The following is a 24,036-nucleotide window of genomic DNA, read 5'->3' as shown; positions in this document are numbered from 1 at the left end:
CCTAATAAATTTTTTCTGTAATTTTTTTTGTGTAATTGAAAGTTTTTGATTTTACATAAAAGGTAATTTCAATATTATTAAAATAGGTATCTAATGGATAATTGCCAAAAATAAACAGATTTCCTCTTCTATATATGTATTTTTTTAATTTATCATTAATGAGAATTTCTGTTTTGCCAGCTTTAATTATTATCTTACTTATTTCAATATTATTTGTTGTGTTTGTATTACCATCCTGTATTGAGAAAGTCAAATAGAGAGAACTATTAATAATTTTATCAACGAAAATAATTTTTCTTGGAACGCTTACAACATTTATTTCAAGATGCCCATCGAGTTTTTTTTCATTATAATAAAATTCAACTAAATACTTACCCGGATAAATGTTTGAAATAATATTTATATAATCATTTTCTATTGATATTGTAGGTTTTAAAAAATTATTAGAAACAATTTTAAAACTTAATTTTTTTACTTTTGTTTCATTATCAAAATTATCTAATAATGAGTATTTTATTTTAGCTTTTTTTGGTGGAAAATGTGTATTATCCTCATAATTTGTTGCTAAATATATAATACTATTTTCAAAAAGTATTTTATTTGGATTGCTTGGAATAATTTTGAAAGAAAAACTTTTTGAAGTAGTATTTTCAATATGTAATGTAAATAAGTATTTTCCAGGTTTCGTAATATTATATAAAGTCAATTCATAATTTTCATCATCAATTTTTTTCAAATCATTTTTTACATATGGAAACAAAGAAATGTTCTTAAAATTTTTAATAATTTTATTTCCGTATATATCTGTGTAATATATTTTAAGAGGAATTAAAATTTTTTCTGAAGCAAAAAAAACTTTTTGAGATAGTTCTAATTTAATATCTTTTGGTTTATCGGGTAGTACTTTTAAGGTTAATGAAGTAGATATATTAGAATGATAAAACGTAATAGTATAAGTTCCGGATTTAGTAAGATTTATAAAGTCAAGAGAATTTTTATAGATTTTTACTGTGGCATTCTTGGTTTCTGGAATAATTTTAATTTTATCTATAATTTCAAAAGGTGTAGCAGCCACAGTGTTAGAAATATAAATATTAAAAGGAATTCTGAATCTTTTTGAAGCAACGAAAGTATTGTTTTTTAGTGAAATATTAAATTGCTTTTTATTTTCTATAATATTTATAATATCTTTTTCTTGAAAGTTAAAAAGAGAACAACTTTGAAGAAATAAAATAGTAAGTATTAAAAATAGTATAACGTTTTTTCTCATATGACACCCCCGTATCTAGTCTAATATTATTATACAATAAAACTTAGGAAAATTAAAGAAGAATGTTTTAAGATTATTAAAAATGAAAAATTTAACTATTTTTGATAATAAATAGATTTATTTAGATGTAATAACAAAATAGATTATATAATAGAACTATGAAAAAAATTTCAAAGATGATATAGTATATTTGGAAATTATTATTGGAGGTGTAGTTATGATTGAATTTTATAAAATTGATAAGCTCTTGGAAGATTATGATTTTTTAGATATTATGGTTGTAGATATACATGGAAAGATGAAACATGTAACTCTTCCAAAAAGTTATGTAAGTGAAAAAACTTTCAAAGAAGGAATAGGTTTTGATGCATCTAATTTTGGATTTGCAAAAGTAACAGATTCAGATATGGTGGCTATTCCGGATTTGTTGAAAATGTACTTAGAAATAATTGAAGATAGGAAGATTATTCATGTTTTATCCGATGTTATTAATCCATTGACAGGTGAATTTTTTAATCAATATCCAAGAAGTATTACAAAAGAAACATTAAAATATATAAAAAAATCTAATGTAGCAGACGATGCTAAAATGTTAGTAGAACTTGAATTTCATGTTTTTGAAAAAGTAAGTTACAAAACAGCGTTTACAGAATCCTATTATTTTGTTGAAAACGCAGAAGGCTTAGGAGAAGGGCATGATTATCCAAGAGCAAACGCTTCATCTTATCATTTAAACGAACCTTACGATATCCATTTTGAGTTGAGGAATAATATTGTAAAAGTATTAGAAAATGCAGGAATTCCTGTGAAATATCATCATCATGAAGTAGGTATAGCTCAACATGAAATTGAATTAAATTTTATGAGTTTAGTTGACGCAGCGGATAATGTAACTTTAGCGAAATATTTAATAAGAAGAGTTGCATCAGAATATGGATTATATGTAACTTTTATGCCAAAACCAATATTTAATATGCCAGGAAATGGTATGCACGTACATCAATATCTGGAAAAAGAAGGAAAAAGTTTGTTTGTTGGAAACGAAATTTATAATTTAAGCAAATTGGCATTAAACTATACTGCAGGTATCTTAAAGCATAGTTTATCAGGAGCATTATTAGCATGGTCTAATCCAAGTACTAATTCATATAAGAGATTAGTGCCAGGTTTTGAAGCGCCAATATCTGCATCATTTTCTAAAGGTAGTAGAAGTGCGGCAATAAGAATTCCAGGTTATTTGAGTAAAGCTGATACAAGGATTGAATTTAGAACAGGTGATGCAACGGCAAATGTTTATTTCTTTTTGTCAGCTATGATTTTAGCAGGGTTAAGTGGAATTGAAAATAATTATGATCCAATAGAAATGGGATTTCATTCAAAAGGAGAGAATAATAAAGAGTTTCCTTTAAATTTAAAAGATGTGATCATAGGGTTAAAGGAAGATAATAAATATTTAAAAACATTTCCAGAATCATTAATTAATAAATGGGTTGATACCAAATTAAAAGAAGCTAATATTATTTATTCAATCCCTGTTCCAAAAGAATTTGAATTATATTTTGAATTATAGTGGTTGTAAAATATATAATAGAGGAGACTATTATAGTCTCCTCTATTATATTCCTAATAATTTTTCAATTTTCGCTTTATCAAATCCAACAATAGTTTGATTTCCTATCTCTATTACAGGTACGCCCATTTGTCCTGTTTTCCTTACCATTATTTCTGCAGCTTTCTGATCTTTTTCTACATTATATTCTTTAAAAGGAATGCCCAATTGTTTAAAATATTTTTTTGCTTTTTTACACCAAGGGCAACGAGATGTAGTGTATATAGCAATTTTTACATGAGCCAAAATAATCCCTCCTTAATTATATACAAATTGTATATATCTAAGAAAATTTATGCCATAATAATTTTAAATTTAAAAGCATTTTATGTTAAAATAAAATAAATCTTCCCATATGGGAAGATTTATTCAACATTATAATCTTTTACGGGAATTATTTTATCTAATCTAACAATTTCAATCACTTTTTTAACGTTTTCATTCTTTACATTATGAAGTTCCATAGAGCCACCTTTTTTCTTGTAATTCATAAAAAAGTATAATATCCTACCTAGCCCACTACTATCAATGTATTCTAAAGCAGACATATCTATAAATATCCTTTTTATCCCATTTTCGGCTAATTCGTTTAATTCATCCCTGAGCTCTTCAGAATTATTTATGTCGATTCTACCTTGTAAAAAAACTGTCGCACTATTCCCGTAAATTTCTTTTTTCATATTATTCCTCCTTTCATAATACAATTAATTATAACACAAAAAATTATAATTTTTGAAGTACAATAGCACATTTTTCTGGAATATTTCCTTTGATTACACCATTATATACATTAAATTCTTTATTTTTAACGGGTTTAGTATTGAAAATAGTCTTTAATATGCCATCTTGAATTTCAGAAATCCATACAGGTATTTCAAACTCATATGGTGTTTCGTTTATGTTTATTATTACAATTATGTGTTCATCTTTATTCCATACACCATAAGATATAAAACCTTTATCCCATTTTAAAAACTCTACAGAACCATTTTTTAATGAAGAAAGCTCTTTATAGAATTGTATCATATTTTTCGTAAAAATCAAACGCTCTTGATAAGTTTTTTCATTTAAATTCTCCCATGGAAAAGTTCTTCTATTATCTGGATCCGTCCATCCAGCTAAACCTATTTCGTCTCCATAATATAATCCAGGTGCTCCAGGAAGAGTAAATGCCATTAAATAACCAATTTTGAATATATCCCAATCAATTCCAGTTTCGGCTTCTTTATGTCCTGAAGAATGAGCTCTACCAATTTTTTTTGTTGTTCTTGTTGCCCATCTTGAATGATCATGATTGCTTAATTGGTTTAATGAAATATATTTTGAATTTAAAGGTAATTGGCTCCATGCCCATTTTAAGTGCATTATAAACCATTCGGAATTTCCAATCAATTCCGGTTTAAATTCATCATTATGTTTTTCTGTGCCCGTTAAAAAATAACTAATAGGATCCATCGAACCAATATAATTCATTACTCCGTCCCATGACAAACTCTCTATCCACTCTTTTGGGGATTCGTAATCTTCAGCAAAAATGACGGCATTTTTATTTGCTTTTTTTACGATTTTTCTGAAATATCTCCAAAATGTTTTATTAATGTTTTTATTTTTTCCTAAATCTCTTGCAACATCGAGTCTCCAACCGTCAGCATTATATGGATAACTCACCCATTTTTCACCAATTTTTGAAATGTATTTCCAAACTAACATTGTTTTATCATAATTTAATTTTGGGAGAGATTTATATCCCCACCATCCTTCATATTCACCTTTATGCCAGTAAAAGAATTCAGATTCAGGAACATTTTGATCATTAGCAACTCCAACATTTTCACCATAAATTTTGTATTCATTAACCCACTTATGATATGAACCACAATGATTAAACACACCATCCAAAACTACTTTTATGTTTCTTTTATGAGCTTCTTCAACTAATCTTGCAAAAAGTTTATCACTTTCAGTCAAGTTTTTTTCTGAAGTTGTTCTTACTTTATATTTTTCACTTAAATTATCAGTGTCTTCAACTATAACTCCAAGATGAGGGTCTATGTGTTCATAATCTTGAGTATCGTATTTATGAGGGCTTGGAGATACGAATATAGGATTTAAATAAATAACCTCAATACCCAAATCTTTCAGATAGTCTAATTTATCTATAATACCTTTTAAATCTCCGCCATAAAATTCTGTGTGACCTTTTGTAGGATGTGGGAGTTCGTTCCATTCTTTCTTTTTTATAGGTTCGCCATCATAAATATATTCACCATCAACAGGATCATTTGAAGGGTCACTATTGTGAAATCTATCAGGGAAAATTTGATAATAAACAGCGCCAATTGCCCATTTGGGAACTTCAAATTCTGGTATAATAACAAAATCTTCGATATGTCTATTTTCAGCAACACCTCTTGAATCATATTTTATTTTCTTATTATGGTTAATAAAATTTAATTCGAAATGATATCTTATATATCTTTCTGTTAGTTTAAATTTTGTTGAAAAATACCAAAATAAACTATTTTCATTTTCTAAATGCATAGGTGAATGCTTATATTTGTTTGAATTTTTTTTTGTTAAAAGATATAAATTTCCAGAGACTTCTCCATATTTTTTTGGTACTCTAATCTTGACTATTACATCGTCGCCTATTTTTGGATTAGTAGGTGTTAAAAAGTTTTCGCTTTGATCGGAATAAATTCCAAAGAACATATAATCATCCTCCAATATTTTCTAATTCTTGTAACTCAAGAATTATTTCGTTTTCTCTATTAGAGATATCATTTAGTTTTTTCTCCAATAAAGACTTTTCATTTTCTAGTTCCATCAATTTTTGATAATTTTGTGAATAAGTGAACATTAAATTCTCTATTTCATCAATTTTCAACAGAATATCCTCAAATTCTCCTTCTAATTTCTTTTTTTCTCGCTTTAATGATTTTATCTTGTTTTTAATCTTTTTTGACAGCTCAAAATCTAAATTTGTTCTATTTTGTTTTTTTAGTTTAAACGAATCATCTATTAATTTTGGTAATACTTCTTCAAAATTTCCGTATTCTTTTAAATTTGCATCTTTAATTAAAAAAATTCTATCAGAGATGTTTTTGATTAAATCCTCATCATGAGAAACCATAATAATCGATCCTTTAAATTCTTTTAATGTTTCTTCTAAAGTTTGGACAGTAAAGATGTCTAGATGATTAGTAGGTTCATCTAATATTAAAACATTAGGTTTTTGAAGTATTAATTTAGAGAGAGCTAATCTTGTTAATTCGCCGCCACTAAGAGAGTTGACATTTTTGAAAACTGAATCTCCAGAAAAACCGAAGCGACCCAAATATTTTCTAACTTCAAAATCTTTCCATTCTGGAACATCTTTCCATATTATGTTCATAACATTTAAAGATTTGTTTAAGGAAGATATAACTTGATCTAAATATCCAATTTTTATATTATATCCCCAATTGACTATTCCGTTATATGAATTTAGCTTTCCCATTAAAATTTTTAATAATGTAGATTTTCCACAACCATTTTTCCCTAAAATGGTTATTTTTTCTCCTTCGTTTATTTCAAAATTAAAATTTTTTAAAAGTAAATTACCTTTTTCATAACCAAAGGAAAGATTTTTAACAGTTAAAACATTATATCCCGTTCTTTTAGGTTCTGGAATTTTAATTTTTATTATTTCATCATCTTTTAAATTATCTATTTCTTCGTATTCTTTTATAAGCTTATCTCTTAGCGTTTCCCTAAATTTTGCTTGTTTCATCATTTTTTCTGTTCCCCATTTTCTAAAACGTTCTATCATTGCATTTAGTCTTTCAATTTCTTTTTCTAAATTTTTCTTTCTATTTATAATATTAGTAAGCTTATTTTTTCTAAGAGTTAAATATTGATTATAATTTCCGTTGAAATTCCAAATTTTATAATTATTTATTTCCCAAAATTTATTAGCCAATTCACTGATAAATGTTCTATCGTGTGAAACAAAAATAAGGGCGCCTTTATAATTTTTTAAATGATTAATTAACCATTTAATGGAATATATATCTAAATGATTAGTAGGTTCATCGAGAATTAATAAATTATAGTCACCTGCTAATACACGACCTAAAGCTAAACGTGTTAATTCGCCACCACTTAAAGAATTTATCTTTCTTTCCCATTCACTCTCTTTAAATCCCATACCTTTAAGTACAGAACGAACTATTTTGTTTTTCATTTCATCATTAATATTTTTTTCAATTTCTTTTAAAACATATTCAAACAATGAAAGGTTTAATTCTTCTGTTCTAAATTGTTTTAAATAACCTAATTTTAAGTTTTTGGTTTTTAAAACTGTTCCTTCTAAAGGTTCTATTTCTCCGTTTATAATTTTTAAAAGAGTTGTTTTTCCTGAACCGTTAGGACCTATTAATGCTATTCTATCTTGTTCATAAACAAACAAATTGACATCGTAGAAGATGTCCTGGTTTCCAAAATTATGAGAAACATTTTCTATTTTAAAAAGCATATTTTCACCTCATGTTGCTTTCTGAAAAAATCATATATATTTGATTAATGGCATTTTTTATATATTCTTATATAAAACAACATTTTTAGAATAAATCATTTTTTTATCTTCTTTTGTAGTATGAATACAACTGTTGAATATTTAACTGTATATAATTTTATTTCAATAGAGTTATTTTTTTTCATTATATTTTTTTTTGTTTTTATACATTCTTTTATCTGCAATATCAAATAATTTATTTATATCTTCGCTATCTTGTGGAAAAATAGAATAACCATAACTTATTGATAAATATATTTCGATATTATTATATTTAAAAGGTGTTAAAAGAGCTTTATTTATTTTTTCAATTACTTTTTCGGCACCATTTTTATCGGTGTTAGGTAAGGAGATTATGAATTCATCACCACCAACCCTTCCGAAAATATCACTTTCTCTGAGAATAGAAGAAACCTTTTCAGCAAAAAATTTTAGGACTTCATCGCCAATTTTATGGCCATATTTATCATTGATTTGTTTGAATTTGTTTATATCCATATATATAAAAGCTATTTTCTCTTTATGTCTTTTTTCAAATTTCATTAAGTCTGTAGTTTTAGAAATAAAGGTTTGTCTATTATAGATTTTTGTTAAAAAATCGTATTCAGCAGCATATTTTAATTTTTTATCAGTTTCTATTTTCCATAACAAAAATTCTAAATTGGATTTCAAGACTTTAGCAAAGTTTAATTCGATTTCGTCAAATGATTTGGTAAATGTATCGAAATTTACAAAGCCGTAAAATAAATTTTTTATATATAAAGGAATAACTAAAGTTTCCTTTATTTTGTCAATTTTTCCGTATTTTTTCAGTATAAATTTATCATGACCATAAGCAGTATAAAAATTTTTCCATTGTGTAACTATACTTGGACTATCTTTTAAAAAGCTTTCAAAATCAACCTGAAATTTTATCTTTTTTAATTTATCGAAGTCAAAACCATTAACCGCTTTATATTCATAATAATCACCATTTTTTAAAACAAAACTCCCAGCTTCAGCATGAGGCAAAACTTCTACTAATTTATCCAATATTTTTTTGTATAAATCATCAGTATAGCCAAAAGAGATAATTTCATTAGATAATTTTAACAATTCAGTTGATAGTATATTATTATATTCCAACTGAGTGATATATATTTTCTCTTTTGTTCTATCAATACCGGAAGAAATTATATATTTAATTCTCCCATTTTCTTCTATATATCCATTATGCCAGGAAACCAAATACTTTTCTCCATTTTTACTGACAATCTCATTTTCATAAAATTCAACTTGCTCGATTTCATTATTAATTATTTTGAAAAAAACACTTTTAATTTCATCTTTAAATTCTTTTTCAATAAAGTTATCAAACCAATTTGAACCTATGATCTCTTTTTTATTTACATTTAACAATTCGCATGCTTTGTTATTTATATCATATATATTTCCATTTTTATCCAAAACTATATTTATAGTTTGTGATAGATTAAAGTAATTTTCAAACTTTCTTTTTTCAAAATCTAGTTGGCTTTCTAATTTCTTTCTCTCGGTAATATCATAGGCTATTTCTTGTATTATATAATCATCATTGTTTTTTAATAATATAGGTGAAATATGTACCTCAACCCATCTTATTTTTCCATGTTTTGAAATATATTTTTTTTCAAATATCTGTATGAAGGTTTTATTTTCTATAGCTTTTTTAATTCTTTCTAATATTTCAATTTCGGTATCATAAATATGTTTTTCATAAGAAATACCTATCATCTCATCTGGAGATGTGTATCCTAATAACTCTGCGGCTCTTTTATTTGCTTTTATTAATTTTAAGTGTTTATTCCAATAAAAAATAGCGTTATCTGTATAATCGAATAATCCTTTATATAAAATATCTTTCATTTTATCACCTATGTTTTTTAATATATACTAATTATAACATAAACAACAAAAATGGGCAAAGCCCATTTTTGTTGTTTTCTATATTACGCCATTTCTAAGGCTATTTTCATCATATTTGTAAATGATTTCATTCTTTCTTCGCTTGATGTAGCTTTCATTGTTACTAAAGAATCTGAAACAGTTAATAAACATGCCGCATTTTTACCTGTAACTTTTGCATTTGCAAATAGAGCAAAAGATTCCATTTCAACAGCAATACATCCGTGTTCATCTCTTATTTTTTTGTAATCATCAAAATTTTGTCTGTAAAAAACATCCGAACTATGAATTCTACCTTTGTGAATAGGGATATTTAAATCTTTTGCCGCATTTTCCAATTTTTCATTTAATTCAAAAGAAGGTTTTAATATTTTATCTTCTATGCCAGCCATAACCTTTGCAAAAGTTGATTCGCTATAAGCTTCTTCTACTAAAATAACATCATATAAATCAATTTCATCAGTGTATGCTCCGCAAGAACCAACCCTTATTATATTTTGAACATCATAAAATTTGAATAATTCATATGAATATATACCAATACTTGGCATTCCCATACCACTACCCATTACACTAATTTTTTTTCCTTTATAAGTTCCTGTGTAGCCAAACATATTTCTTACTTTATTAAATAATACAGGATTTTCCAAAAAATTTTCTGCAATAAATTTGGCTCTTAAAGGATCTCCAGGCATAATAACAGTTTCTGCAATAATACCTTTTTTATCCACTTCAATATGTGGTGTTGGAATCATTAGTATCTCCTCCTTTGATTTTTTAAGTAGTGTGTTTATAATTATACACTTTTTGCGATTTAAAAATGTCTCAATATAATTACAATTAAGAAAATTGAAGTTGAAGTAATTATGGTATTATAATATTAATTGTATTATAATATGGGAGGAATATTATGTTGAGACTTTTTTGGATGTTTTTTAAAATTTCAGCTGTAGCATTAGGTGGTGGATATGCTATGGTACCAGTTATGATGAAAAACTTAACAAATAAAGGATATCTTACAAATAATGAATTTAAACATATTTTAATAGTTGCACAAGCTATGCCAGGACCAATAGCTTTTAAGATTTCATTTCTCTCAGGTAAAAAAATTGCTGGAATTAAAGGTAGTATAGCTGCAACGTTGGGAGTATTAATTCCGCCTTTTTTTAGCATTATTTTAGTTGCATCTATTTTAAAAGAATATTCTGATAATATTTATGTTTCTGGGTTTATTAATGGAGCATATGCATCTTTAATTGGTATGGTTGGAGGAATTTTATATGATTTCATAAAAAGTACAAAAATTAGAATTTATGACATTTTAATTATAATCTTTTCGGTTTTCATAATGTTTTTTTATCCCCGGTTTACTGTTATTATATTTTTTGCTTCAATAATACTTTTTTATTTTTTAGATAAGGGATTTGGTAAAAATGCTTAAAATGATCTTAATTTTTTTTGAAATAGGTTTTATTTCTTTTGGTGGAGGATGGGCATCTTTAGGAGTTATTAAACAGCTAATTTTAGAAAATGGATTATTGACAGAAAAAGCTTTACAGAGTGCAATATCTATATCTCAAATGACACCAGGCCCTGTAGCGGTTAATCTCGCTACGTATATTGGATATTTAAAATATGGGTTTTTAGGTGCGTTTTTTAATACAATATTTTTAATTATACCAGCTATTATTTATTATATAGTAGCTAAAAATTTATTGAGAAAATTCAATATTAATAAAAAAAGATTAATAAAATCGCTGAGAATGGGGACAATTATTTTAATATCAATGACTCTTTTATCAGTTTTGAAGCCAGTAATAATAAATAGAAGTTTGATTAGTTTATTAATAGCAGCGTATGCTTTTATATTATTTATGAAAACCAAACTTGATCCTATTTATATTATCCTAAGTTCGGCTTTGATGGGATTAATAATAGCAATATTATGAAAATAAATCACAAAGCTTTTGTTAAATTTTCAAATAAAATTAGAGAAGTTATTTCTCCAACACCACCGGGGACTTCTGTAACGTAAGCTATTTCTTTTACATCAGGAGACACATCACCAGTAAGTTCCCCGTTCTTAAAATTTATTCCAACATCAATTATTATAGTATTCTTTTTTACCATTTCTTTTGTTATAAAATCAGCTTTACCCACAGCAGATACTATAATATCAGAATTTAAAGTAATCTCTTTTAAATCTTTTGTATGACTATGACAAATTGTTACAGTAGCATTATTTTTGCTATTTGATAATAATATAGATACAGGTCTTCCTACAATAACACTTCTTCCTATTACAGTAACTTTTTTTCCATCTAATGTTGTAAAATCATTAAGTATTCTTTCGACAGAGTCTGCTGTGCATGGTTTAAAATAGGATTTTTCATATAATAAGTTTCCTAAATTAAAAGGTGTTATGCCTTCAATATCTTTTTTTGGATTGATTTTAGAGATTATTTCAAAAGGATCAAAAGGTAATGGTTGAGCTAAAAAAATCCCATGAACATCATTTTTGTTATTTAGAATATGTATAGTTTCAAGTAGTTCATTTTTTGAAGATAATTTGATTAAATCAAAATCAATATGTAATTTTTTTGCCAATTTTCTCTGTGAATTTAGATATGCCAATGTTGGTTTTTCAGGATTTAAAGCAACACTAGTGAGCTTAATTTTATGTTTTGTTGATGTTTTCAATATATTCTCTGTAATTTTTTTTGCAAGATTGTCAATATTAATAATCATGATATCACCTTAGGATAATCCTGTAATATTACCTTTTGCATCAATATCAAGATGAACGGCATTTGATATTTTAGGTAATCCAGGCATTCTCATTATTTCACCAGCTAATGCAACAATAAATCCTGCACCTGCAGACAATTCGAAATCTCTAATAGTAAAGTTATAATTAGATGGAGCGCCTAATTTTTTTGGATCGTCTGAAATTGAATATTGAGTTTTTGCAACTATTACAGGAAGGTGATCGTATCCGAATTTTTTGAAAAATTTAATTTTGTTTCTTGCAGACAATTCATAATCAACATGTTTTGCTCTATATATTTCTTTTGCAAGTTTCATTATTTTTACTTCCAGCGGATCATGCCAGTTATATATTGTTGTTAATTCACTATCTTTTTCTGCAGCATTGATTACTTTTTGAGCAAGTTCTAAAGCACCATTAGAACCTTCATAATATGCGTTATTTATTGCTATGGGAGTATTCATATTTTCAACAAAATCAACAACATATTTTATTTCAGTATCAGTGTCAGTATCAAATTTGTTTAAAGCAACAACAATTGGTATCCCGAATTTTTGAAGATTTTCAATATGTATTCTTAAATTAACGATTCCATTTCTTAAAGCATCCATGTCTTCTTTGTCAAGTTCTTTTGCTTTACCATTATATTTCAATGCTCTAATCGTTGCAACTAATACTATAACGTTTGGTTTGAATCCGGCTGCGGGAGATACAAAATCAAGGAATTTTTCTGCTCCGAGATCGGCACCAAATCCGCTTTCTGTTACAACATAATCGGAAATTTTCAAAGCCATTTTAGTGGAAATTAATGAGTTTGTTCCATGAGCAATATTTGCAAAAGGGCCACCATGTATAAAGGCGGGAGTACCTTCAATTGTTTGGACTAAATTGGGATTTAAGGCATCTTTTAATACAACAGCTAAAGCGCCTTCTATTTTCAAATCGCCAATAGTAATAGGTTTTCCTTTTATGTTTCTTGCAATTACAATATTCTGTAATCGTCTTTTTAAATCAGGAATGTCTTCTGCTAAACATAATACTGCCATAATTTCAGAAGCTGCTGTAATTACAAAACCATCTTCTCTGGGATAACCATTTGCGCGTCCTCCTAATGAAATAACAATCTGTCTTAAAGCCCTGTCATTCATATCCATAGCCCTTTTCCAAAAAATACGTGTTTCATCTATATTTAATTCATTGCCATATTTTATATGCGCATCTATCACTGCAGAAACAAGATTATGCGCAGTTGTAACGGCATGAATATCACCAGTGAAATGAAGATTTATATCTTCCATAGGCAAAACTTGCGAATAACCTCCACCAGCTGCACCACCTTTTATACCCATAACAGGACCTAATGAAGGTTCTCTAAGTGTAACTATTGATTTTTTCCCTAATTTGTTTATTGCCATAGAAAGACCTATACTTGTTGTAGTTTTTCCTTCACCGGCAGGTGTTGGATTTATCGCTGTAACTAAAATTAATTTTCCATTTTCTTTTTGATTTAGTTCTCTTAAATAATGATGAGAAATTTTTGCAATATGATGACCACATTGATGAATAAATTGTTCATCGATTTTTAATTCTTTAGCAATATCATTTATTTTTCTTAATTTAGTCTTTTTAGCAATTTCAATATCATTTAACATAAATTCTCTCCCCCTTCCATTGTTTTAATATAGATTTGAATAACAATTTCGCTTTTTAAAATTATATAACCATATATAATTTTCATTTTTATTATATCAAAATATTAAGGTTTTTTGACTTTTTTGTCGAAAAATATAATGAATAGAATTTGAATTATATATAATAATAATTGTTCCCATGATCTTGAGAAAATATATATTTTATGTTATAATCGAATAGAAAATTAATTAATCATCTGATATATTAATTTTGAGTTAATAAAACATTTAAAATTAAGAGGTCAAAATATGAGATATAGCGAACTAATTAAAAAACATATAAAAAATTCCACAATTCAAAATATAATCTTTTTATTGATTATATTCATATTGTGGATATTGTTTTTTTTGAATATAAATTCAAATTTGAAATCCATATCTAAAATTAATTTAAATAAGTTTAATGATATGATGAATAATTATTATTATCATTTGAAGTATATTAGTATTATTAATGATGAAAAGTTATTAGAAGATATTAATATTTCTAAATTTTATGTTATAGATGAAAAAGGAAATATTAGAAAAGCGTTACCACCAATATTTGATAAAGAAAATAATATATCAGATACTAATTTTTATTATGAATTAACCAACAATAATTCAGGTATTTTTATTTTTAAAACTAACGATGAGATATCTCGTTTATATATCGGAGGTAAATTTAATAAAACTTATTTAGTTGGAGAATTAGAAAAAATAAATTTTGGAAATGATTCTAATTATTTTGTTGCTATAAAGAATAAAAAGAATGAAATAATATATTCAAAATATAATTTAAAATCAATCAGTAAAATTCTATATTTAGATGGTAGATTATATATAAATTTTCCTTCAAAATGGAATGAAATAACATTATATACTTTTGTTGATATAACTAATCAGTTGCTATATAATTTGGTAATTTCATTGATAATGTTAATAATTATTATATGGAATTTTGTTGATAGAAAGAAAAATCTTAATTTTATGAATATATTTGAAATGGAATTTTCTAAAATAATTAAAAGTATGGAAAATTTTTTGAAAGAATTGAGGATATTGGATAAACAAAGTTTTTTGAATGTTTCAGAAAGAGATTTTGAAGATGTTATACAACCTATAAAAAATGAGGAATTTTACTTTGAAGAATTAAAAGAATTAAAAGAAGTAGAGTTTTATTCGGTGAAAGAAATTTTGGAATTATTTGATGAAATTAGTGCATCAACAGAGGAATTAGAAGCAACAAATAAAGAACTTGAAGATTTATATTTGCAAATTGAAAAAGCATATAATGATTTAGAAGAATCATATAGAAAATTCTCAGCACACTTGTCCTCAATTGCAGAAAAATATGATGAAATAACGGGTAATCATATTGAAAGGGTGGCAAAATATTCTAAAATAATTGCGAAGAAAATGGGATACAGCGCAAAGTTTGTAAGTGATATAGAAGCGTATGCTCCTCTTCATGATATAGGGAAACTTATGATTAAACATGAAATTTTAAATAAGCCAGGAGGATTAACAAGAGATGAATATGAGGAAATGAAAAAACATACAGTATTAGCTGATAAAATATTTGGTGATGATGAACGTTTTAAGATGGCAAAAAATATAGCTATGTATCATCATGAAAATTATGATGGAACAGGATATCCATTTAGATTAAAAGGAGAAGATATCCCGATTGAAGCAAGAATAGTGGCACTTGCAGATATTTATGATGCTTTAAGAAGTGAAAGACCTTATAAAGATGAATATACTCACGAAGAGGCATATAATATAATTGTTAAAGGTGATTTTAAAACTAAACCATCAATTTTTGATCCTGAAGTTTTAGAAGTATTTAAAAAATATCATTTGGAATTTGATAAAATATATACAGAATACAAGAAAAGAGAAAGAATTGAGATTGAAAAGTTTGATAAAGTTGATTGATGAAAATATTTTCTTTCTAAATAGATGAAATTAATGGAATTTTAGTAATATTTGTATGAAAAAGTTGATAATATTTATCTTCCTATATAATCCTGAGAATATGGCTCGGGAGTTTCTACCAAACAGCCGTAAACTGTTTGACTATAGGAAGGGAGTTGTAGGATTTTTATTACACCTCTCTTCCAGAGAGGTTTTTTATTTTTAAAGGTGTTTATCTATATTTTATTATTATAAAAATTTAGTAATCGTATATTAGATTTATTTTTATAAATGTTTGATAGATTATGTGAAAAAGTTTTTTGTAACTTTGAAATTAAAATTAACACCGTTTTAAACAAACGGAAAAAACAAAGTAATCTATTTTCTATACAATAATGTTAAGGTTTTTTTATATTTTATTAACTCAGGAGGTGTCAAGGGGTGGAAAAGTTCTTTAAATTAAAAGAAAACGGAACAACTGTAACTACTGAGATTTTGGCTGGATTGACTATTTTTTTGAGTATGGCGTATATTCTTTTTGTTAACCCGAACATTTTAGTAACAGCAATGGCTCCAGGCGCAGAGGTTGGATCAACTATTTATAGTCAGTATTTTGGGGCTATAATGGTTGCAACGATTTTTGGTGCAGCAACAGCAACATTAATAATGGGATTGTATGCTAATTATCCATTTGCGCTGGCACCAGGTATGGGGTTAAATGCATATTTTACATATACAGTAGTTTTAAAAATGGGAGTTCCTTGGCAAGTTGCTTTAGGAGCAATTTTCGTTGAAGGTATTGTGTTTATTCTTTTAACGGTTTCAGGCGCAAGAAGTTTTGTTGTTAAAGCTATTCCACAAAATATAAAATTTGCTACAAGTGCCGGTATAGGGTTATTTATTGCTTTTATTGGTTTGAAAAGTGCAAATATTATTGTTTCAAATCCAGCAACTTTTGTAGGTTTAGGTGATTTAACTAATTCAAGTGCGGTAGTTGCCATTATTGGTTTAATAATAACAGCAGTATTGTTTGCTTTGAAGATACCAGGCTCAATATTATTGGGGATTATAATTTCAACAATTATTGGAGCATTTCCTGTTTTTGGAGTTACGCATTATCAAGGTATAATAGGTAAAATTCCAAGTATTGCTCCAACATTTATGAAGTTACAATTATCCTGGGGAGATTTGTTATCGGGAACATTTTGGGTAGTTGTTTTAACATTTTTCTTTGTTGATTTCTTTGATACTCTTGGTACATTAACAGGATTAGCACAAAGTGCAGGGTTTATAAAGGATGGATCGGATTTCCCAAGATCAAATAAAGCATATATGGCAGATGCTGTTGGGACAAGTGTAGGAGCATTGTTTGGTACTTCTACTGTAACAACATATATAGAGAGTGAAACAGGAATAGCCCAAGGAGGCAGAACAGGATTAACAGCAGTTACAGTAGCAATATTGATGTTATTAATGTTATTCTTCTCTCCATTAGGGTTAACTATTCCAGCAGCAGCAACAGCACCAGCTTTGATTTTTGTTGGATCTTTAATGCTTAAAAATTTAACAAAAATAAAATGGGAAGATACAACAGAAGCTATACCAGCATTTATAACAATAATTATGATGCCTCTTACATATTCTATAGCTAATGGTATTGCTCTTGGTTTGATATTATATCCATTAGTAAAAATATTCTCTGGAAAAGGAAAAGAAATTCATTGGTTAAATTGGATATTAGCATTAGCTTTTGTATATTATTTGATTTTCTTACAACATTAAAAATGATTAGCGTTAGTATATTTGATTCTAAATAAAAATATAATAAATTCAATAAAGATATTAAAAAATTGCCCCGCTTTTGCGGGGTTAATTTTTTAATATTTCTAGAAAAAAATAAAAGAGTTCATCTTCTTCATTTTCGTTATTTAAATGACAGTGGGTTAATGTATATAACAAAGTGTCTATATTTGAGATTTTTCCTTGAAATACTTTTTGTGAAAATGACTTTATTATATCCCTTAAATCTTTCTTTAAACTTTTTATATTTAATCTATCTGACTTCTCTTCAAACTCTTTAATATTCTTTTCAGAAAAAACTATTAACAAATCAAAATCTTTTATATTTTTGAATAAATATAATCTACCGATTTTTTCATTTTTTAATTTGGATAATTCTTTAAGATTAATTTCTTCAATATAATCTAATGTGATATTTTCTTCTTTTATTTTAATACCTATAGAAAACAAAGGCTTAACTTCATCTATGTTAAAAATTCTTTTTAACAGACGTTTTAAAATAAGATTTTTAATTTTTAATACTGTATTATACGAAACTCCAATTTCCAATGATATTTTTTTTAAGATTTTTCCTTTTGCGATTGCATGAACTATTTTTAAAAACTTTAAAGGTTTTATTCTAATATCTTTAAATATAGTATTATTATACTTTGACCATTCTCTTCTGCAATTTTTGCATTTTAAATGATTTCTTCTTACCGTATAAACTTCAGTATTACCACAGTATGGGCATTTTTTTTCTATTTTTAACACTTCTAACTCAATTAGAAAATTTTCCGCATCTTTATCATCTTTTAAATCTTCAATTGTCATACCAAATACCCCTTTCAAAAGTATAAATCTTGTTGTTCAAAGAAATAAGAAAAATTTTTTCTATATATATTTTACCACATTAATAAAGACTTAATTATTTGCCACCAAAAAATTCTATAAATTTAAATAAAAATGAAATAATCTTGGAGTATATTCAATTTGAAATAAGTATTAATTATTTGCCACCAAAGGAGGGAGAGTATGAAATTAGATAAAGGTAAATCGATTTTCATAGTAGTTGCGATAACTATATTAACAGTGTTTTTTATGAATTACGCTTCAAAAGTTAGTGTAAAGGATAACATTGCAAGTTATGTACCAAAAGATGATCCAGACAAAGTAATTTATGATGAGGTTGCTGATGAATTTGGTTTGAATGGAATTATATTAACAGGTGTTAAATTCGATGATGCATATAAACATTTTGATGAAATCAATAAAATAACTGAAAAATTAAAAAAATTAGATGTTGTTGATAACGTCATATCACCTGTAAATGCACCAAGAATAAGTACGACGGAATATGGAGATATTTCAGTTGGTAATTTAAAATCAAGTTTTGATTTCTCAACAAATTCTTCATATGATGCAAAAAGGCTAAAAAATGAATTAATTAATGATGACATGATTAAAGGAAAATTTATTTCGAAGGATGGAAAAAGCGTTTTATTTGCTATTGGTTTAAAAAAGAATGTTGAAGAAAAATCAGCAGGATTAATGGTTGAAAATATTTTCAAAGATGCTGGTGTTAATTATTATATATTCGGAACAGCTATTGCTAATAGAGAAATTGAAAACATAGTAAAGGAAAATATTTTAAAATTAATTCCTATAGTATTAATACTTGTTATGCTTGTTTTATATTTTAGCTATAGAAATATCGCAGGTGTGATTTTACCAATAATTTCTGTATTAATAGCAGACATATGGACAGTTGGAATAATGTACCTTTTAGGTATTAACTTCAATATTACAACATCTGCTGTTCCAATAGCTGTTGTAGGGATAGGTACAGCATATTCTATTCACATAATCAGCAAATATTATGAAGAACTTCATAAAGGTGTTTCTGCTGTAGAAGCTGTAAATAACACATTAAAACATGTTGGAACTGCAGTTGTTTTGAGCGCTTTGACAACTATAGCTGGATTTTTATCGTTATTGACTGCTGATTTAACACCTGTTTGGCAATTAGGCATCTTTACTTCATTAGGTATTGCTCTAGCTTTATTAATGGCTACAGTATTTGTTCCAGCAATGTTGATTATTTTTAAACCAAAATCAAAAATTCAATTATCTGAAAATGGCGAAAGCCGTTTATTAAGAAATTTATCTGATAAAATCGTTCATCATCGAGTGATAACAATGATTATAATTTTCGGATTAGTATTAATTACCACTTTGTTTATTCCAAGAATAAAATCAGATATGCAAATTGAAAATTTCATGAGCGAAAAAACTCAAATGGTTAAAGGTTCAAAATTTTTAAGAAATAATTTTGGAGGAAATGATTATATATTTGTTGATTTTCAAGCTAAAGGAAAAAATTCTTTTAGAGATTTTTATTTTAACAGATCTATAAGAGACGTATCAATGTTTGCTAAAAATTATACTGTTGTTTCACAAATAACAAATATAGGTGATGTTGTAGCCGAATTAACAGAAGGGTTTACTGGTTACAAATATATACCTGGTTCAAATGATGCGATGGAACAAAATTATATGTTAATTGAAGGTAGTGATGGAATAGATAAAATTCTTTCTCCAGAAAAAAATGAATCTATCTCACAAATTATGGTAAATACAAAAAGTTTTAATGAAGTTAAACTCCTTGAATCGGCTTTAAAAAAATATATAAACACATATATAATGACAAAATATCATATAGAAAATTTTGATATATCAAATCCTGAACATATCAAAGCTTATGAAAAAGAAATTAAACAATTTGTAATTTCAAGAAATGGTGAGTATAAAAAAGAAATTGTAGATATGATGATTAAAGCAAAATCAGAAAATGTAGAAAATTTAATTACCTCTTTAAATGCAAAAGAATTATTTGATATGTTCAATGATTATTTAGAATACAATGAAGAAAATACTATAGATTATAAAACTTTTGAATCTTTAATTAATCATATGATTGATGATGAATATTTAAAAGAATATTATGACTATTTCTTGTATGATAATGAACCAAATCTAAAAGCTCAATATGTAATAAACAAATTGTCAAATCTTGATATTAAACTTTCAAAAGATGCTTTAAATGAATTATCTCAATACGTAAACGATGAACAAGTTCCTATAGAGAATGGTGAAAATATATTACAAGCAAGAGTTACAGGAATCCCTGTTTTAACAAACAAAGTAAATGATATGGTTTTTGATAATCAAAAAGAAAGTATGTTATTAGCGTATATTTTAGTATTTATATTATTTGCAATACAAATGCATTCTATAATATTAGGATTATTATCACTAGTACCAATTACTTTAACTATAGTTGTAAATTTTGGAATTATGGGATTAACAGGAATTTCATTAAATGCAGCTACTGTTACGATAGCATCAATAACAATAGGTACAGGTATCGATTATACTATACATTATATTTCAAGATTTAAAAAAGAGTATAGAGAAAGCAAGGATAAATTTAAGGCAGCAATAAGAACATCTGCAACATCTGGAAGAGCTATCGTTATAAATTCTTTAGCTGTAATACTAGGATTTGCAACATTTATCTTCTCTGAAATAGGTATGCTAAAACAATTTGGGGTATTAACTGCAACTGCAATGTTTGTGGCACCATTATTAACTTTAACAATTTTTCCTGTTTTGATGACCATACTTAGTGATAAATTATTAACTAAAATATCAAAAGAATCCATATTAAAAAGAAAACTAAAGAAAAGGGAGGAAGCAGCATGAAAAAACAAGTAGTGATTTTATCAGTAGTACTTATCTTATTAACTTCATTAGGTTTTGCAATTACAGGGCAAGAGGTACTGGATAAAGTAAAAGATGCACATGATAATTTTAAAACAGAAAAATCAGTAGTTATTATGCAATTAAAGGATGGAAATGGAAACATTAGAGAAAGAGAATTTAACATGTATTTAATGCATTATGGAGATGATTCTTTAGCATTGGTAAGATTCAACAAACCTTCTGAAGTAAAAAATATAACCCTTTTAACACTATCAGATGATGAAATATATTTATATATGCCTGCATACAGAAAAACAAAAAGAATTTCTGGTGGAGCTAAAAATGGTAAATTCGTAGGTTCGGATTTTAAATACAACGATATTTCCTTAATATATAATGAACAAAATGGTGATTATAACTCAAAATTAATTGAAGAAAATAATGATAAATATGTTGTAGAAATAATTCCTCACGAAAAAGATAATGATTACGGAAAAATAGTTATGACAATAAAAAAAGAACATATGTTATTTCAAAAAATAGAATTTTATAATCATGAAAATAAGCTAATTAAAACAATGAGTTTTAGAGATGAACAAAATTTTGACGGACACATTTTAGCTACAGAAATTGAATTAAATAATTTAGAGGAAAATCATTCAACGATATTGAAAATAAAAGAAGTAGAATTTGATATTCCAATAACAAAAAGATTCTTTGATAGAAGAAATATTTCAAAGCCAGTATTAAAATATAAATAATGCGAGGTGAGAGGAATGAAAAAAATTATAAATATTATATTATTTACATTATTTGCAACTTTAATATTCTCATTTAATGGAGACTTACAATATATATATGGATATAACTTTTCAGATGAATCCTCAAAAACTTATTCTGGATTAAAGTCAAATATAACATTAGAAAATTCAATGGATTCTTTATATTTTAAACTTTCTTTAGATTTATTTAGATTAGATGAAGGAAAAAATTCTTTAAAGATTGACACTACAAACATTATGGGATTAATTCCTTCAGAATTAATAAAACCAAATATTCCTTGGACGTTATACGTTTTAAATGAAGCATATTCAGATATATATATAGAAGATTCGACATTAAAATTTGGAAGATTTATTTTAAATAACGGAAGCTCAACATTATACAGTCCTTCTGTATTATTGAACGCTCATGATGGTTTAAATCCATTTGAGAACTATAAATCATTACCAGTAGATGGAATAGAATTTAATGGTTATTTAAACGATTACGGTTATAATTTCATTTTCACACCAAAAACTTATGATGACATACCTGGATTTTATTTATATCCTATAAGTATTAATAGAAATATAGCGGAAGAAAATGCTACTATATTAACATATCAATTTACACAAAAACATGAAGAAGCAATAGCTGCAATAGCTGCATTAAAAGCTCAATTAGAATCTTCAGGATTAAGTGATACTGAAATAGAAGCGATGCTTCAAAATCCCGAATTGCTATCAAATGCTGGTTTAAGCGAAACTCAAATTCTTCAAGTTTATTTAGGGCAAACTTTATTGACATTACCTAAAGAGTATAATATAAAAACAACAACTATTTCAGCCACAAATGTTGATGAATTAAACACTCTAAATGGAAATTATTCTCTTGATTTTACAACAAGTCTAATGAATTTTGATGTTAAATTAGGATATGTTCATGATCACTATCATTTTATGGTTCCAGAAAAAATAGATATACAATATTCTGAAGATGGATCAGGAACATCAAAAACAATTTTATATAGACCAGCAAGAAATTCTATAATTTTAGACACTCAAGGAATATCAAATTTATTTGATTCTATTAGCTATCATGGAGAAGCTGCATTTATAATCCCTGAAAAAAAGTATGTTGTTGTTAATACATCATATTATATTCCAGATACAAATCAACCCACAAAAACTATTGCGACAAAAACATCTACAAATATTGAAATATTCGAAAAATATTATGTAAAAATGATTGGTGGAATAGAATATACAAAAGGTGAAGATTTTACTTTAGGAATTGAAGGTTTTAATGGATTACCAACTGAGGAATTAAAAGATAATATTTCATTTGGAAGTGATGCTTATTTAAAAATGAAAATATCAGATATCTCTTTTGAAGGTTTAGGATTAATAGCATTTTCGAAAATAGATAATAAATATAAACCAGGTTATATGACTAATATAAAAATTTCATACTCAGGAATAGATAATTTTGAACCATCATTACAATTAAAATATGCATATTCAGAAGATAAAAAACATTCATTAAAACAAATAGAAAAATTAAATGCAATTTCCTTAAATATAAAAATTTACTTTTAAAGTGTTAAAAAATCACCTGCAAGTTAGCAGGTGATTTTTGCTTACTTAGCTATATATTAATTTGGCTCTTTCCAAAGTTACTTGAATAAACTGTGATTATGCTTAGATTAGTTTAATTATGTTCAATCAACAGAATTTTATTTTTTAATGTTTCAAATTTACATCTTCCATACATCATTCTTTTTATTAATTTTATTTTGTTTATTTTTCCCTCTGCTAAGCCATTACTATATTCATATTTTATTGCGTTTTCTACTGCTACTATGTCTCGTTTTATTCCATGTATGAAACTCTGTATCCCTTGAATAGAACTTTTTTCATATTTTTTTATCCAATTATGTAATTTTTCTGTGCTTTTGGAAAATAGCACTTTTTTGAATTCTTTTACTGCTTCATATATTTCTTTTAGATATTCATA

General features: G+C 26.4%; 19 protein-coding genes and 1 riboswitch. Of the genes, 8 read left to right on the top strand and 11 right to left on the bottom strand.

Going from position 1 to position 24,036, the window contains the following annotated elements; translation table 11 throughout:
* Position 1: 1 nt before the first annotated feature.
* Positions 2–1,270 (bottom strand): hypothetical protein, encoded by a 1,269-nt coding sequence (locus BUA62_RS04290; RefSeq protein WP_072863808.1) that lies wholly within the window; start codon positions 1,268–1,270, stop codon positions 2–4.
* Positions 1,271–1,487: 217 nt separating this feature from the next.
* Here BUA62_RS04290 and BUA62_RS04285 point away from each other — a divergent pair, with 217 nt between their 5' ends.
* Positions 1,488–2,840, top strand: a complete 1,353-nt coding sequence (locus tag BUA62_RS04285) for a glutamine synthetase family protein (RefSeq protein WP_072863806.1) — start codon at positions 1,488–1,490, stop codon at positions 2,838–2,840.
* Positions 2,841–2,885: 45 nt separating this feature from the next.
* Here BUA62_RS04285 and BUA62_RS04280 read toward each other — a convergent pair whose 3' ends face one another.
* The 6 genes from BUA62_RS04280 to deoD form a co-directional block, all read right to left on the bottom strand.
* Complete coding sequence (locus tag BUA62_RS04280) at positions 2,886–3,125, bottom strand: glutaredoxin family protein (protein WP_072863804.1); 240 nt, start codon at positions 3,123–3,125, stop codon at positions 2,886–2,888.
* 119 nt (positions 3,126–3,244) lie between these two features.
* Entirely contained in the window at positions 3,245–3,559 is a 315-nt protein-coding gene (locus BUA62_RS04275) for an STAS domain-containing protein (protein ID WP_072863802.1), read from the bottom strand.
* Between the two features lie 43 nt (positions 3,560–3,602).
* The gene (locus tag BUA62_RS04270) at positions 3,603–5,591 is read right to left on the bottom strand and encodes a glycoside hydrolase family 13 protein (RefSeq protein ID WP_072863800.1); all 1,989 of its coding nucleotides are present in this window, start codon (positions 5,589–5,591) and stop codon (positions 3,603–3,605) included.
* Positions 5,592–5,595: 4 nt separating this feature from the next.
* Entirely contained in the window at positions 5,596–7,395 is a 1,800-nt protein-coding gene (abc-f, locus tag BUA62_RS04265) for a ribosomal protection-like ABC-F family protein (protein WP_072863798.1), read from the bottom strand.
* 171 nt (positions 7,396–7,566) lie between these two features.
* The gene (locus BUA62_RS04260; protein ID WP_072863796.1) at positions 7,567–9,318 is read right to left on the bottom strand and encodes a sensor domain-containing diguanylate cyclase; all 1,752 of its coding nucleotides are present in this window, start codon (positions 9,316–9,318) and stop codon (positions 7,567–7,569) included.
* A gap of 83 nt (positions 9,319–9,401) precedes the next feature.
* Complete coding sequence (gene deoD / locus BUA62_RS04255; protein ID WP_407656617.1) at positions 9,402–10,109, bottom strand: purine-nucleoside phosphorylase; 708 nt, start codon at positions 10,107–10,109, stop codon at positions 9,402–9,404.
* 158 nt (positions 10,110–10,267) lie between these two features.
* Here deoD and BUA62_RS04250 point away from each other — a divergent pair, with 158 nt between their 5' ends.
* Positions 10,268–10,798: a chromate transporter gene (locus tag BUA62_RS04250; RefSeq protein WP_072863792.1), complete on the top strand. Its 531-nt coding sequence runs from the start codon at positions 10,268–10,270 to the stop codon at positions 10,796–10,798.
* Positions 10,791–11,306 (top strand): chromate transporter, encoded by a 516-nt coding sequence (locus tag BUA62_RS04245; RefSeq protein WP_072863790.1) that lies wholly within the window; start codon positions 10,791–10,793, stop codon positions 11,304–11,306. The genes BUA62_RS04250 and BUA62_RS04245 overlap by 8 nt, the downstream gene beginning before the upstream one ends.
* A gap of 7 nt (positions 11,307–11,313) precedes the next feature.
* Here the strand turns inward: BUA62_RS04245 and BUA62_RS04240 are convergent, their stop codons facing one another.
* Positions 11,314–12,105: a bifunctional 5,10-methylenetetrahydrofolate dehydrogenase/5,10-methenyltetrahydrofolate cyclohydrolase gene (locus BUA62_RS04240; protein WP_072863788.1), complete on the bottom strand. Its 792-nt coding sequence runs from the start codon at positions 12,103–12,105 to the stop codon at positions 11,314–11,316.
* Between the two features lie 9 nt (positions 12,106–12,114).
* Complete coding sequence (locus tag BUA62_RS04235; protein WP_072863786.1) at positions 12,115–13,776, bottom strand: formate--tetrahydrofolate ligase; 1,662 nt, start codon at positions 13,774–13,776, stop codon at positions 12,115–12,117.
* A 288-nt stretch (positions 13,777–14,064) separates the two neighbouring features.
* Between BUA62_RS04235 and BUA62_RS11665 the strand changes: the two genes are divergently transcribed.
* Both BUA62_RS11665 and BUA62_RS04225 read left to right on the top strand, forming a co-directional pair.
* Positions 14,065–15,735, top strand: a complete 1,671-nt coding sequence (locus BUA62_RS11665) for an HD-GYP domain-containing protein (RefSeq protein WP_200782320.1) — start codon at positions 14,065–14,067, stop codon at positions 15,733–15,735.
* 62 nt (positions 15,736–15,797) lie between these two features.
* Positions 15,798–15,899: riboswitch (purine riboswitch) on the top strand.
* A 256-nt stretch (positions 15,900–16,155) separates the two neighbouring features.
* Positions 16,156–17,496 carry an NCS2 family permease gene (locus BUA62_RS04225; protein WP_072863784.1) on the top strand — a complete coding sequence of 447 codons (1,341 nt, stop codon included), beginning with the start codon at positions 16,156–16,158 and terminating at the stop codon, positions 17,494–17,496.
* 87 nt (positions 17,497–17,583) lie between these two features.
* On the opposite strand, the gene BUA62_RS04220 is transcribed toward BUA62_RS04225, so the two are convergent.
* Complete coding sequence (locus BUA62_RS04220; protein ID WP_072863782.1) at positions 17,584–18,327, bottom strand: transposase; 744 nt, start codon at positions 18,325–18,327, stop codon at positions 17,584–17,586.
* A gap of 201 nt (positions 18,328–18,528) precedes the next feature.
* Between BUA62_RS04220 and BUA62_RS04215 the strand changes: the two genes are divergently transcribed.
* The 3 genes from BUA62_RS04215 to BUA62_RS04205 are packed head-to-tail and all read left to right on the top strand — an operon-like array spanning position 18,529 to position 23,618.
* Complete coding sequence (locus BUA62_RS04215; protein ID WP_072863780.1) at positions 18,529–21,258, top strand: efflux RND transporter permease subunit; 2,730 nt, start codon at positions 18,529–18,531, stop codon at positions 21,256–21,258.
* Entirely contained in the window at positions 21,255–22,019 is a 765-nt protein-coding gene (locus BUA62_RS04210; RefSeq protein ID WP_072863778.1) for an outer membrane lipoprotein-sorting protein, read from the top strand. Before BUA62_RS04215 ends, BUA62_RS04210 begins: the two co-directional genes overlap by 4 nt.
* A 15-nt stretch (positions 22,020–22,034) precedes the next feature.
* Positions 22,035–23,618 carry a hypothetical protein gene (locus BUA62_RS04205; RefSeq protein WP_072863776.1) on the top strand — a complete coding sequence of 528 codons (1,584 nt, stop codon included), beginning with the start codon at positions 22,035–22,037 and terminating at the stop codon, positions 23,616–23,618.
* Between the two features lie 112 nt (positions 23,619–23,730).
* Here BUA62_RS04205 and BUA62_RS04200 read toward each other — a convergent pair.
* Positions 23,731–24,036, bottom strand: a 306-nt coding sequence (locus tag BUA62_RS04200; protein WP_143148321.1) for a transposase, incomplete at its 5' end; no start/stop codon positions are given.

Source organism: Marinitoga hydrogenitolerans DSM 16785, assembly GCF_900129175.1.
Lineage (GTDB): Bacteria > Thermotogota > Thermotogae > Petrotogales > Petrotogaceae > Marinitoga > Marinitoga hydrogenitolerans.
This window is presented reverse-complemented; position numbering and strand designations above follow the sequence as displayed.

Excerpts from the sequence above, each read along its gene's own strand:
- BUA62_RS04290 (WP_072863808.1), bottom strand. The coding sequence starts at position 1,270 with ATGAGAAAAAACGTTATACTATTTTTAATACTTACTATTTTATTTCTT.
- BUA62_RS04285 (WP_072863806.1), top strand. The coding sequence starts at position 1,488 with ATGATTGAATTTTATAAAATTGATAAGCTCTTGGAAGATTATGATTTT.
- BUA62_RS04275 (WP_072863802.1), bottom strand. The coding sequence starts at position 3,559 with ATGAAAAAAGAAATTTACGGGAATAGTGCGACAGTTTTTTTACAAGGT.
- BUA62_RS04270 (WP_072863800.1), bottom strand. The coding sequence starts at position 5,591 with ATGTTCTTTGGAATTTATTCCGATCAAAGCGAAAACTTTTTAACACCT.
- abc-f (WP_072863798.1), bottom strand. The coding sequence starts at position 7,395 with ATGCTTTTTAAAATAGAAAATGTTTCTCATAATTTTGGAAACCAGGAC.
- BUA62_RS04260 (WP_072863796.1), bottom strand. The coding sequence starts at position 9,318 with ATGAAAGATATTTTATATAAAGGATTATTCGATTATACAGATAACGCT.
- BUA62_RS04250 (WP_072863792.1), top strand. The coding sequence starts at position 10,268 with ATGTTGAGACTTTTTTGGATGTTTTTTAAAATTTCAGCTGTAGCATTA.
- BUA62_RS04245 (WP_072863790.1), top strand. The coding sequence starts at position 10,791 with ATGCTTAAAATGATCTTAATTTTTTTTGAAATAGGTTTTATTTCTTTT.
- BUA62_RS04240 (WP_072863788.1), bottom strand. The coding sequence starts at position 12,105 with ATGATTATTAATATTGACAATCTTGCAAAAAAAATTACAGAGAATATA.
- BUA62_RS04235 (WP_072863786.1), bottom strand. The coding sequence starts at position 13,776 with ATGTTAAATGATATTGAAATTGCTAAAAAGACTAAATTAAGAAAAATA.
- BUA62_RS11665 (WP_200782320.1), top strand. The coding sequence starts at position 14,065 with ATGAGATATAGCGAACTAATTAAAAAACATATAAAAAATTCCACAATT.
- BUA62_RS04220 (WP_072863782.1), bottom strand. The coding sequence starts at position 18,327 with ATGACAATTGAAGATTTAAAAGATGATAAAGATGCGGAAAATTTTCTA.
- BUA62_RS04215 (WP_072863780.1), top strand. The coding sequence starts at position 18,529 with ATGAAATTAGATAAAGGTAAATCGATTTTCATAGTAGTTGCGATAACT.
- BUA62_RS04210 (WP_072863778.1), top strand. The coding sequence starts at position 21,255 with ATGAAAAAACAAGTAGTGATTTTATCAGTAGTACTTATCTTATTAACT.
- BUA62_RS04205 (WP_072863776.1), top strand. The coding sequence starts at position 22,035 with ATGAAAAAAATTATAAATATTATATTATTTACATTATTTGCAACTTTA.